The organism is Streptomyces sp. ICC1, from assembly GCF_003287935.1.
Taxonomy (GTDB): domain Bacteria; phylum Actinomycetota; class Actinomycetes; order Streptomycetales; family Streptomycetaceae; genus Streptomyces; species Streptomyces tritrimontium.
On sequence record NZ_CP030287.1, the window covers coordinates 6541361 to 6553595 of the forward strand.

8 protein-coding genes, 1 tRNA gene and 1 pseudogene are annotated in these 12235 nt (G+C 73.2%); 4 read left to right on the plus strand and 6 right to left on the minus strand.

The features are described from left to right. Positions 1-6 precede the first annotated feature (6 nt). On the plus strand, positions 7-924 hold the full coding sequence (locus tag DRB96_RS30700) for an SMP-30/gluconolactonase/LRE family protein (RefSeq protein WP_112451400.1): 918 nt from the start codon (positions 7-9) through the stop codon (positions 922-924). Positions 925-982: 58 nt separating this feature from the next. Then, positions 983-1516 carry a hypothetical protein gene (locus tag DRB96_RS30705; protein ID WP_162688914.1) on the plus strand — a complete coding sequence of 178 codons (534 nt, stop codon included), beginning with the start codon at positions 983-985 and terminating at the stop codon, positions 1514-1516. Between the two features lie 124 nt (positions 1517-1640). Here DRB96_RS30705 and DRB96_RS30710 read toward each other — a convergent pair. Both DRB96_RS30710 and DRB96_RS30715 read right to left on the minus strand, forming a co-directional pair. After that, positions 1641-1714, minus strand: a tRNA-Thr gene (locus tag DRB96_RS30710). A gap of 141 nt (positions 1715-1855) precedes the next feature. Next, entirely contained in the window at positions 1856-3427 is a 1572-nt protein-coding gene (locus DRB96_RS30715; RefSeq protein ID WP_112451402.1) for an alpha/beta hydrolase, read from the minus strand. Between DRB96_RS30715 and DRB96_RS43285 the strand changes: the two genes are divergently transcribed. Continuing rightward, entirely contained in the window at positions 3420-3566 is a 147-nt protein-coding gene (locus DRB96_RS43285; protein WP_162689106.1) for a hypothetical protein, read from the plus strand. The two genes, DRB96_RS30715 and DRB96_RS43285, sit on opposite strands and share 8 nt — an antisense overlap. 90 nt (positions 3567-3656) lie before the next feature. On the opposite strand, the gene DRB96_RS30720 is transcribed toward DRB96_RS43285, so the two are convergent. The 4 genes and pseudogenes from DRB96_RS30720 to DRB96_RS45150 all read right to left on the minus strand — a co-directional run. Next, the gene (locus tag DRB96_RS30720; protein WP_112453884.1) at positions 3657-4868 is read right to left on the minus strand and encodes a DNA polymerase III subunit delta'; all 1212 of its coding nucleotides are present in this window, start codon (positions 4866-4868) and stop codon (positions 3657-3659) included. 113 nt (positions 4869-4981) lie between these two features. Further along, complete coding sequence (tmk, locus tag DRB96_RS30725; RefSeq protein WP_112451403.1) at positions 4982-8323, minus strand: dTMP kinase; 3342 nt, start codon at positions 8321-8323, stop codon at positions 4982-4984. A 225-nt stretch (positions 8324-8548) separates the two neighbouring features. Further along, positions 8549-11383: a type I DNA topoisomerase gene (gene topA / locus DRB96_RS30730; protein WP_112451404.1), complete on the minus strand. Its 2835-nt coding sequence runs from the start codon at positions 11381-11383 to the stop codon at positions 8549-8551. 462 nt (positions 11384-11845) lie between these two features. After that, positions 11846-12007 (minus strand): annotated as a pseudogene (locus DRB96_RS45150) (tryptophan 2,3-dioxygenase family protein); the annotation flags it as partial. On the opposite strand from DRB96_RS45150, the gene DRB96_RS46045 reads away from it, so the two are divergent. Beyond that, positions 11964-12200, plus strand: a complete 237-nt coding sequence (locus DRB96_RS46045) for an LPXTG cell wall anchor domain-containing protein (protein ID WP_275432031.1) — start codon at positions 11964-11966, stop codon at positions 12198-12200. The pseudogene DRB96_RS45150 and the gene DRB96_RS46045 overlap by 44 nt on opposite strands. Positions 12201-12235: the final 35 nt, after the last annotated feature.

A 12235-nucleotide genomic window follows, 5' to 3' on the forward strand; every position in this document is an offset into this window, starting at 1 on the left:
ACGGACATGGCCACGGGCCGCCCCGCGCTGTACGAAGTGCTCGACGACAGGTTCCGTACGGAGAAGTGCGCCGCGGGCGATCTGCAGCTGGAGACGATCCACGTCGGCTCCCGCTGGGCGGAGGGGCCGCTGTACATCCCCGCCTGGCGCCAGCTGATCTGGAGCGACATCCCGAACGACCGGATGCTGCGCTGGGACGAAACCACCGGCACGGTCAGCGTCTTCCGCTCGCCCGCCGGGCACCCCAACGGCAACACCCTCGACCGCGAGGGCCGCCTGATCACCTGCGAGCAGGGCAACCGCCGGGTCACCCGGACCGAGCACGACGGCTCGATCACCGTGCTCGCCGACAACTACCGGGGCAAGCGCCTCAACAGCCCCAACGACTCGACCGTCAAGTCCGACGGCTCGGTCTGGTTCTCGGACCCGGACTTCGGGCTGACCAGCGACTACGAGGGCGTACGCGGCGAGCCCGAGATCGGCGCCACCAACGTCTACCGGATCGACCCGGCCACCGCCGAGGTCCGGCTCGTGGCGGACGGGTTCAGCGGGCCGAACGGCCTGGTCTTCTCGGCCGACGAGCGCGAGCTGTACGTCTCCGACAGCCGGGCCAACCGCATCCGGGTCTTCGACGTGCGCGAGGACGGCACCCTCTCGGAGGGCAGGGTCTTCGCCGAGGGAACCGGGGAGGGCCGCTTCGACAACATCCGCTTCGACGACCGCGGCCACCTCTGGGCGGCGGCCATGAACGGCGGCGTGCACTGCTACGCCCCGGACGGAACCCTCCTGGGCCGCATCCTCGTCCCCAACACGGTCTCGAACATCCGCTTCGGCGGCCCGAGGGCGAACCGTCTCTTCATCACGGCCAACGACACGCTCTACTCACTGGTCATGGGCGTCAGAGCCGCCCCGACCCCCGCCTGACCAAACTGGGCACGCCCTCGGCGTTAGCGAACGTCGGACGTCGGGGTATCACCTGGGAGTGGACTGGATGGCATCAGCAGGCACGCTGGCAGGAGCCGTGGTTGGCGTGGGAGCCGCGTTGACCGCCGAGCGCCTTCGCTGGCGCCGCGACAAGGAGCGGGAGGCGGCGCAGACGCGCAGAGCCGTGTACTCGGAGTTCCTGATGGCGCTCAGCCGCGGACACACCGACATGCGGAGCATCGTTCTGCGACCTGACCGACCGTCTGGCGAAGCCCTGTTCGGCGAGCTCCATCAGGCCCTCGACGGCGCCGGCATCTGGCGCCTGAGACAAAGCCTGTCACTCACGGCATCGGCCGAGATCATTCAACTGGCTGAAGCCGCCTGTGACGCCTTGGCCGTGATGCGCGACGGGCTCATAGAGGAACCGCACCTTCGAGGCGCCTCCTATCCGATCTGCCGCGCGGAGCTCTGGCGGGAGAACGCGCACCTGCGAGAAGCCATGCGCAGAGACCTCGGGATGGACGGCCCCGCAGACCCGGAAGTGGGCCAGTACCGCCTCTCGGACAGAAGCAGATCCCCAAGGGACGACTGACCGCCATCGGCCCCCGCGGCTGCCGGCTCGCGCCCGGCCAGGGCCGGCGTCCTGAAGAAAGCACCAGACCCCGGACAAAGCAAAACCCCCAGGTCACGGCGAGTGAGTCCTGAGGGTTCTACAGAGCCGCCTTCGGGATTCGAACCCGAGACCTACGCATTACGAGTGCGTTGCTCTGGCCAGCTGAGCTAAGGCGGCACCGCTGGGAAGACAAGAATTTCCCTGGTGGGAGGCTCTCATCAGCAGCGGCCCAAAGTCTACAGGGTTAAACGGGGTGCCCCGAACCGGGTCCCGCGGCGAGTCCGCGGGGTCCTCCCGGGGCCCCGTGTGCGTCCCCCGTCAGCACTTCTTGCCCTCCTCCGGGGCCTTGCCCTCCAGGAGGTAGCGGTTGATCGCCGAGTCGATGCAGTTGCTGCCCCGGCCGTACGCCGTGTGGCCGTCCCCGTCGTACGTCAGCAGCACGCCCGAGTCGAGCTGGCCGGCCAGGGCCTGGGCCCACTTGTACGGGGTCGCCGGGTCGCGGGTGGTGCCCACCACCACGATCGGCGGGGCGCCCTTCGCGGTCAGCGCGGCGGCCTTGCCGGTGGCCTTGGCCGGCCAGTACGCGCAGTTCAGCGAGGCCCAGGCGAGGCCCTGGCCGAAGACCGGAGAGGCCTTCTCGAAGGAGGGCAGCGCCTTCTCCACCGCCGCGGGGCCGTCGAAGGCCGGAGGCTGGTCCAGGCAGTTGACGGCGGCGTTCGCCGACATCAGGTTGGCGTACTTCCCGTCCGGCTCGCGCTCGTAGTAGCTGTCGGCGAGCGCGAGCAGGCCGTTGCCGTCGTCGTCCTTGATCGCGGCCGTGAGCGCCTCTCGCAGCTGCGGCCAGGCGTTCTCGTCGTACAGCGCGGCGATCACGCCGGTCGTGGCCAGCGCCTCGCCGACCCCGGTGCGGGCCGGGTCGGTGGTGGGCACCGGCACGGCGTCGACCTTGCGGAAGAACTCCTTCAGGCGCGCCGCCACCGCGTCCGGGCTGCCCTGGCCGAGCGGGCAGTCCGGCTGCTTCGCGCAGTCCGCGGCGAAGGCGCGGAAGGCGGTCTCGAAGCCCTCGGTCTGGTCCCGGTTCAGTTCGAGCGCGGGCCGGGAGGGGTCCATCGCCCCGTCCAGGACCAGCCGGCCGACCCGCCCCGGGAAGAGGTCGGCGTACGTCGCCCCGAGGAAGGTGCCGTACGAGGCTCCGACGTACGTCAGCTTCTCGTCGCCCAGCGCCGCACGGAGCACGTCCATGTCGCGGGCGGCGTCGACGGTGGACACGTGCGGCAGGATCCGCTGCGAGTGCGTCTGGCAGGCGGCCGCGAACTCCTTGAAGGCCGCCACCAGCAGGGCCTGTTCCGCCGAGGTGTCCGGCGTCTGGTCCACCTGCGTGTACCGGTCCATGGCCGGGCCGGTCAGGCACTGCACCGGGCTGCTCCGGTCCACGCCGCGCGGGTCGAAGGAGACCATGTCGTACGCCGCGCGGACCTGCGCCGGGTAGCCGATGCCCGCGTACGCCTGGAGGTAGCCGATGCCGGAGCCGCCCGGGCCGCCCGGGTTGACCACGAGCGAGCCGAGCCGCTTTTCGGGGCTGGTGGCCTTGCGGCGGGCCACGGCGATGTCGATGTCACCGGACTCGGGGTGCTCGTAGTCCAGCGGGGCCTTCATGGTGGTGCAGTCGAAGCCGGGGACACCGCAGTCGCGCCAGCTCAGCTTCTGGTCGTAGTACGGGCGCAGCGCGGCCGGGACGGCGCCCGGCTCGGCCGACGGCGCGGCGGATCCGGCGCCGGAGGATGCGGACGCGCTCGGGCCCCCCGAACCGCCCGAGGTGCACCCTGAGAGCAGCAGCCCCGCGGCAGCGATCACGATCCCGGTGGTGCGCAGCAGGCGACTGGTGTCCATTCCCGGAGCCTACGGCCTGCGGGCCCTGCCGGAGCTGCAGCCCCTGGCCTGGCGGCGGGCGGCCGCCCGGGACCGGGCCGCCGCCCCGCACGGACCGGCCCCGTCCCGGAGGTCCGGCCCGGACCCCTCGAACGGGTGAAGCCGTCAACCCAGGTGGAACCCCCGCCGGACGCCCCCGCGCCGGTCGGCCCCCCGCCGGACGCCCCCGCGCCGGACGGCCCCCCGCGGGTCAGCCCGCGCGCAGGGACATCGTCATCGCCTCGACCGCGAGCAGCGGGGACACATTGCGGTCCAGCGCCCGCCGGCACGCGATGATCGCCTCGATGCGCCGCAAGGTGCGCTCGGGGCCCGAGTCCCGGGCGATCCGGTCCAGGTCGTGTCGTATCTCTTCGTTCGCGATGGCCAGCGAGGAGCCGAGCTGCAGGGCCAGCACGTCCCGGTAGAAGCCGGTGAGATCGGTCAGCGCCAGGTCGAGGCTGTCGCGCTGCGTGCGCGTGCGCCGGCGCTTCTGCCGGTCCTCGAGCTCCTTCATCACGCCCGCCGTACCGCGCGGCATCCGCCCGCCCGTACCGGCTCCGGCGCCGAGCGCGGCCCTCAGCTCCTCGGTCTCCTTGACGTCCACCTCTTCGGCGACCTGCTTGGCGTCCTCCGCGGCGGCGTCCACCAGTTCCTGCGCGGCCTTGAGGCAGCCGCCCACATCGTCCACGCGCAGCGGCAGCTTCAGCACCGTGGCCCGGCGGGAGCGCGCGGCCTCGTCGGTCGCGAGCCGGCGGGCCCGGCCGATGTGCCCCTGGGTCGCGCGGGCCGCGGCCTGGGCGACGGCCGGCTCGATGCCGTCGCGTCGGACCAGCACCTCGGCGACGGCGGACACCGGCGGGGTGCGCAGCGTCAGGTGGCGGCAGCGCGAGCGGATGGTCGGCAGCACGTCCTCCAGCGAGGGCGCGCACAGCAGCCACACGGTCCGCGGAGCGGGCTCCTCCACGGCCTTGAGCAGTACGTTGCCCGCGCCTTCCGTCAGCCGGTCGGCGTCCTCCATGACGATGACCTGCCAGCGCCCGACGGCCGGGGAGAGCTGCGCCCGGCGCACCAGGGCCCGGGTGTCCTTCACGCCGATGGACAGCTGGTCGGTACGGACGATCTCCACATCGGCGTGCGTACCGATCACGGTGGTGTGGCAGCCGTCGCAGAACCCGCAGCCGGGCTCGCCGCCGAGGGCGCGGTCCGGGCTGGTGCACTGGAGCGCGGCCGCGAAGGCACGGGCGGCGGTGGCCCGCCCGGAGCCGGGCGGGCCGGTGAACAGCCAGGCGTGCGTCATCTTGGAGGCGGTCGGCGGGGCGATCCCCGACTCGATGGCGGTGACCAGGGCGTCGGCATCGCGGGCGGCGGCGGCCAGCTGCGTCTGGACGCGCTCCTGTCCCACCAGGTCGTCCCATACGGGCATCCCGCCCACCGCCTTTCCCTCGCGTACCGTCCGTGCCTGCTCACCCAGTGTGGCGGCTCCCACTGACAATCCCGGTCAGCCCGCCGCCCGCACCGTCAACGTCACCGCCCGCCTCAGCGGCGGCGCGGCCCCCGGCCTTCGTCGTCCTCGTCGTCCCGGCGCCGGCCGAGCAGCTCGTCCGCCAGCGTCGGCAGATCGTCCAGCGGGGTCTCCTCCGCCCAGTCCGAGCGGGCCCGGCGCGGCCGGCCGTCCTCACCGAGGACGGGCAGCTCGCGGGTCGCGTCGTCGCCCGAGTCGCGGAAGATGCCCGGCGGGACCCGGTCGGCCGGGTTCTCCGTGGGGCGCTGGGCCGTCGGCCGCGAAGCGGAGTAGGCGGACCGGGACGAAGGTGCCGGAGCCGGCGACCGCGTCGCCGCCCCGCCCTCACGGGTGCCCGTGGCCGCGCCCTCGGGGCGTACGGGAGGCAGGACCGCCGTCTCGTCCGCCGGACGCGCGGGGCGTACGGGAGGCAGGACCGCGGTCTCGTCCGCCGGGCCCGTCGCGCGGACCTGCGGCAGCACCGAGGTCTCCGCCACCGGGTCGGCCTTCGGGACCGGCACCGTCTGGGTAACGTCGTCCGGCTGCACGACCCGCTTCACGGCCGGGGTCTCGACCGTCACGGCGTCGTCGGGGTGCGGCTCCTTGCGCAGGCTGGGCGCGGGCGCGGCGGGTACGACAGGTGCGGCGGGTGCCGGTGCTGCGGGTGCGGCGGGTGCCGGTGCGGCGGGTGCGGCCGGCGCCGGTGCGGCAGGCGCAGCGGGCGCGGCGGCAGCCGTGGCCGCAGCAGCAGCGGCCGCCGCAGCCTTCGTCGCCGCCGCGGCCTTCGCGGCCGTCTCGGCCGCCGCGGCCTCGGCCAGTCGGCGCGCCTGCTCGGCCTTCAGCAGGGCCTCCTCGGCCCGCCGCTGCTTCTCCAGCCGGCGCTCCTCCGCCTCGGCGCGCAGCCGCGACTCCTCCTCGGCCTGCCTGCGCAGCCGCTCCCGCTCCACCGCGCGGGCCTTCTCCTCGGCCTCCAGCCGCAGCCGCTCGGCCTCGGCCCGCTCCCGGGCCTCCTCCTCGGCGCGCAGCCGCTCCTCGCGTTCCTTGCGGGCGGCCTCGGCCTCGGCCAGCAGCCGGGCCTCCTCCGCCTCGCGGGCCTTGCGGGCTTCTTCCTCGGCCAGCAGCCGGGCTTCCTCGGCCTTGCGCGCGGCCTCTTCCTTCGCCTTGCGCGCAGCCTCCTCCTCGGCGAGCCGCCGGGCCTCCACCCGGGCTGCCACCTCGGCCTCCGAGAGCGGCAGCATCCGGTCCAGGCGGTGGCGCACGACGGTGCTGACCGACTCCGGGTCCTGGCCCGCGTCGACCACCAGGTAGCGCCCGGGGTCGGCCGCGGCCAGCGTCAGGAATCCGGCGCGCACCCGCTGGTGGAACTCGGCCGGCTCGGACTCCAGCCGGTCGGGCGCCTCCGTGAACCGCTCCCGGGCCGTCTCCGGCGACACGTCGAGCAGCACGGTCAGATTCGGTACGAGGCCGTCCGTGGCCCAGCGCGAGATGCGGGCGATCTCGGTCGGCGACAGATCGCGGCCGGCTCCCTGGTAGGCCACCGAGGAGTCGACGTAGCGGTCGGTGATGACCACCGCGCCACGCTCCAGGGCCGGCCGTACGACCGTGTCCACGTGCTCGGCGCGGTCGGCCGCGTACAGCAGGGCCTCGGCGCGGTTCGACAGCCCCGCGGAGGAGACGTCGAGCAGGATCGAGCGGAGCCGCTTGCCGACCGGGGTGGCCCCCGGCTCGCGCGTGACGACGACCTCGTGGCCCTTGGCCCGTATCCAGTCGGCCATCGCCTCCACCTGGGTGGACTTGCCGGCCCCGTCACCGCCCTCCAGAGCGATGAAGAACCCGGCGTCGGACGCGGCCTGCACCGGTTCCCCGCCGCGCAGCGCCTCGCGCAGGTCGCGGCGCAACGGTACGCCGCTGCGGTCGTCGGCCTTGGCCAGGACGACGACGGCGACCGGCAGCAGCAGGGCGCCGACCAGCATCAGCGTGAAGGCCGCGCCGCCGTGCGCGAAGACGATCCCACCGCCGGCCAGCTCGTGCGGCCCGATCCCCGCGGCGAGCAGCGGGGCGACGACGGCCCCGACGGCCACGGCCACCCGGACGACGGCCTGCAGGTGCTCGGTGACCCGGGCCCTGCGGAACTCCTCGGTCTCCTGGTCCAGCAGGGTGTGCCCGGTGTTGGCGGCGACTCCCGCGGCGGCGCCGGCGAGCAGCGACAGGAACAGCACGGTCGCGGTGTCCGGGACCAGCCCGGTCAGCAGCAGTGCGAGGCCGGCGACCGCGATGGACAGGGCCAGCAGGCGGCGCCGGGACAGGGCGGGCAGGACCTTGCCGGCCTGGGTGGCGCGGATGCCGAGGGCGGTGCCGCCGATCAGGGCCAGTACGAACAGCGCGAACGCGGCCGCGCCGCCCCCGAGGTCGACGGCGTGCAGGACCGCCACGGCAGCGGCGGAGGCGATCGCTCCGGCGACGGCGGCGCAGGCGAGCACGAACAGCGGAACGGCCCCCGTGCGCCCCTTCTCGGGACGGTCGCCGACCCTGGGGGCGCGCAGGCCCTCCAGCGGCGAGCGCGGGCGCGGGGTCTTCGCGTCGGGCAGGACCAGCGGCAGCAGCAGGGACACGGACGCGGCGAAGAGGCCGGCGGCCACGTACGAACCGAGGGCGGCCCGGTTGTCGGCGAACCAGCCGACTCCGAGTCCGAGGGCCTTGCCGACCAGGGTCGCGGCGAGCAGCGCGGCCGCGGCGATCGGCATGGCGGCGAAGGAGGTGCGCAGGTTCAGCCGGCGCAGCGCGTCGAGGTGGTCGGGGAGCGGCCGTACGGTCGCGCCCTCCGGCGGGGGCGACGGCACCAGGCCGGGCGCGGAGCTGTCCTTGGCCAGCGCCCAGATCCGCTCGGCGCCGCCCGCGACGAACACGGTGGCGAGCAGGGCGGTCAGCGCGTGGGCCGGGATCCAGTCGAGCCACAGCGGGGCGACGACGAAGAGGCCGAGCCGGATCCCGTCGGCGCCGATCATCGTCCAGCGGCGGTCCAGCTTGCCGCCGGCGGCGGTGAGCTGGGCCAGGGGGCCGAGGAGGACGGCCCCGAAGAGGACCGTGGACAGCACCCGGACGCCGAACACGGCGGCGATGGCGAGGGCCCAGCCGGCGTAACCGCCGCCGAAGGGCTCCTGGTCCACGGCCGCCTGGAGTGCCAGCAGCACCAGGACCAGCAGGGCGAGGGCGTCACCGATGCCGCTCACCAACTGGGCGCTCCACAGACGGCGGAGCCCAGGGGTGCGCAGCAGCGCGCGCACCGCCCGCTCGCGGGAGTCCGCGGCGAGGGCTTCGTCGTAGGTGGGGGTGGTGTCGGGGGCGGTCACGACCGTTGGCTGCTCGGCTCGCGTCATCCGCCCAGCCTATCCGCTGCGCTTGGCGGGTGCGGAGCCCTGTGGACAAGGTCCGATGTGACCCCCGACCCACCTGCCGGACGCGCCTGCCCGACCCACTGCCGGACCCACCTTCCGGACGCGCCCTCCGGACCGGACCACAGCTGCCGGACCACAGCTGCCGGACCACGGCTGAAAAGAAAGAGGCGGGGCCCGTGCTCAGTGCACGGGCCCCGCCTCGCCTCGCTACTCGGCCGCCGGGGCGGCCGCCGTCTTCTTCGCGACCGTCTTCTTGGCCGTGGTCTTCTTCACCGCGGCCGTGGTCTTCTTCGCCGCCGTCGTCTTCTTGGCGGCAGCCGTCTTCGTCGCCGCCGTCTTCGTCGCCGTCGCCTTCTTCGCCGGGGCCTTCTTCACGGGCGCCTTCTTGGCCGTCTTCTTGACCGGGCCCTTCGCGCGCTTCTCCGCGAGCAGCTCGTAGCCCCGCTCCGGCGTGATCGTCTCGACGTCGTCGTCCCGCCGCAGCGTCGCGTTCGTCTCGCCGTCCGTCACGTACGGCCCGAACCGGCCGTCCTTCACGACCACCGGCTTCTCGCTCACCGGGTCGGTCCCCAGCTCCTTCAGCGGCGGCTTCGCGGCCGCGCGCCCCCGCTGCTTGGGCTGCGCGTAGATCGCGAGCGCCTGCTCCAGGGTGATCGAGAACAGCTGGTCCTCGGTCTCAAGCGACCGCGAGTCCGTGCCCTTCTTCAGGTACGGGCCGTAGCGGCCGTTCTGCGCGGTGATCTCCGCGCCCTCCGCGTCCGCGCCGACGACCCGCGGCAGGGACATCAGCTTGAGCGCGTCGGCCAGGGTCACCGTGTCCAGGCTCATCGACTGGAACAGCGAGGCCGTCCGCGGCTTGACCGCGTTCTTGCCGGTCTTCGGCGTGCCCTCGGGCAGGATCTCCGTCACGTACGGCCCGTAGCGACCGTCCTTCGCGACGATTTCGTTCCCGCTCACCGGGTCCGTGCCCAGCTCGAACTCGCCGCTCGGCTTCGCGAAGAGCTCCTCCGCGTACTCGACCGTCAGCTCGTCCGGGGCCAGCTCCTCGGGAACGTCCGCCCGCTGGTGGCCCTCGGAGTCCTTCTCACCGCGCTCCACGTACGGCCCGTAGCGGCCGACCCGCAGCACGATGCCCTCGCCGACGGGGAAGGAGGAGATCTCCCGGGCGTCGATCGCGCCCAGGTCGGTCACCAGCTCCTTCAGACCGCCCAGCGCGTCGCCGTCGGCCGGCACGACCTCGGTCGCGTCCTCCGCGCCGAAGTAGAACCGCTTCAGCCACGGCACGGACTGGGCCTCGCCCCGCGCGATGCGGTCGAGGTCGTCCTCCATCCGGGCGGTGAAGTCGTAGTCGACGAGCCGGCCGAAGTGCGTCTCCAGCAGGTTGACCACGGCGAACGACAGGAAGGACGGCACGAGCGCCGTGCCCTTCTTGAAGACGTAGCCGCGGTCCAGGATCGTGCCGATGATCGACGCGTACGTCGACGGGCGGCCGATCTCGCGCTCTTCCAGCTCCTTGACCAGCGAGGCCTCGGTGTAGCGGGCCGGCGGCTTGGTCGCGTGGCCGTCGACGGTGATTCCCTCGGACGACAGCGCGTCGCCCTCCGCGACCTGCGGGAGGCGCTTCTCGCGGTCGTCGAGCTCGGCGTTCGGGTCGTCCGCGCCCTCGACGTAGGCCTTCATGAAGCCGTGGAAGGTGATCGTCTTGCCGGACGCGGAGAATTCCGCCTCCCGGCCGTCGCTCGCCCGTCCGGCGATCTTCACGGTCACCGAGTTGCCGACCGCGTCCTTCATCTGGGAGGCGACGGTGCGCTTCCAGATGAGCTCGTACAGGCGGAACTGGTCGCCGGTCAGACCCGTCTCGGCGGGAGTGCGGAAACGATCACCCGAAGGACGGATCGCCTCGTGCGCCTCCTGCGCGTTCTTGACCTTGCCCGCGTAGACGCGGGGCTTCTCCGGCAGGTAGTCGGCCCCGTAGAGCTGCGTGACCTGCGCGCGGGCGGCCGTGACGGCCGTCTCCGACAGCGTCGTGGAGTCCGTACGCATGTAGGTGATGAAGCCGTTCTCGTACAGCTTCTGCGCCACCTGCATGGTCGCCTTCGCACCGAAGCCGAGCTTGCGCGAGGCCTCCTGCTGGAGCGTCGTCGTGCGGAACGGGGCGTACGGGGAGCGGCGGTACGGCTTGGAGTCGACCGACTTGACGGCGAACGAGGTCTGCTCCAGCGCGGCGGCCAGGGCCCGCGCGTTCGCCTCGTCGAGGTGCAGCACCTCGCCCTTGAGCTGCCCGGTCGAGCCGAAGTCGCGGCCCTGCGCGATGCGCTTGCCGTCGACCGAGTTCAGCCGGGCGACCAGCGTGGAGGGGTCGGAGGCGTCACCGGCGCGGCCGGTGGCGAAGGTGCCGGTCAGGTCCCAGTACTCGGCGGAGCGGAAGGCGATGCGCTCGCGTTCCTTCTCGACGACCATGCGGGTGGCCACCGACTGGACGCGGCCCGCCGACAGCTTCGGCATGACCTTCTTCCACAGGACCGGCGAGACCTCGTAGCCGTAGAGCCGGTCGAGGATGCGGCGGGTCTCCTGGGCGTCGACCATGCGCTGGTTGAGCTCGCGCGGGTTGGCGACGGCGTCGCGGATCGCGTCCTTGGTGATCTCGTGGAAGACCATCCGGTGGACGGGGACCTTGGGCTTGAGGACTTCCTGCAGGTGCCACGCGATGGCTTCGCCCTCGCGGTCCTCATCGGTGGCGAGGAAGAGTTCGTCGGACTCGGCCAGCAGCTCCTTGAGCTTCCTGACCTGGGCCTTCTTGTCGGCGTTGACGACGTAGATCGGCGCGAAGTCGTGCTCGACGTCCACGCCGAGCCGGCGCACCTCGCCGGTGTACTTGTCGGGAACCTCGGCCGCGCCGCTGGGGAGGTCGCGGATGTGCCCGACGCTCGCCTCGACGACGTATCCAGGGCCGAGGTAGCCCTTGATCGTCTTCGCCTTGGCAGGGGACTCGACGATGACGAGTCGGCGGCCGCCCTTTGCGGTCTCGCTAGTCGGGGACAACTTGGCTCTTCTCTCCGGTCGGCACTCGGTCGCAGTACGGCGACGCTGCGGAGTGTGACGGTACAACCCGCCCCCGTGTCAAACGGCAGAAGCCCGCAACGGCCACTCGAACGGTAACCCGACAAGTGCCATTTCTGCCGCCCGGATGCCGCGCCGGGCGCTCGGCGATCACTGGGCAGGGTGGTCCGGGGGCCGTCTGGCCCCGCTCCCGCACCCCTCTTCACGTCGGCGTTTACCGCCCGGGGCACATTCCGGAGACCCGGTGAAACCCGGCGCGCCGTGGCGGCCGGGGCGGGATCCGGAACCCTCCCGCGTGTGAGCGGCCGTACGCCGCCACCCGCGTCGGCGGCCCCGCGGGCCCCTGCGGTCCTGTCTCCTATACCCATCTCCGAGCCCACGCGACTAGGCTTGGCGAGGGGGTCCGCCGCGTCCAGGGCTTCGGCGCGGGCGGACAGGGTCGGCTCAGACATGGCTGCGCGCCGTCCAGAGCCCCGGGAAGACGTTCTTCGTGGCCCGCTTCTCCAGCCAGGCCACGCCGGCCGAGCCGCCCGTGCCCGTCTTGGCGCCCATCGCGCGGCGGGTGGCGACCAGGGGGTCGTTGCGCCAGCCCCCGACCAGCTCCGCGGCCCCGACCCCGGAGCAGACCACCTCCAGCGCATCCTCGCCCGCTCCCACGGGCTCCCTCGCCCAGACCGGCGCGGACGCCACCGGATGGCTCCTGGCCGGGGCAGGAGTCCTGATCGCCGCGGGCGGCGGTGCGCTGTTCGCCGTACGCCGACGCCGCAACGCGGTCGAGGATGACCAGACCACCGGCTGACCGGACCACCACCCAGAACTGATCACTAACGCCAA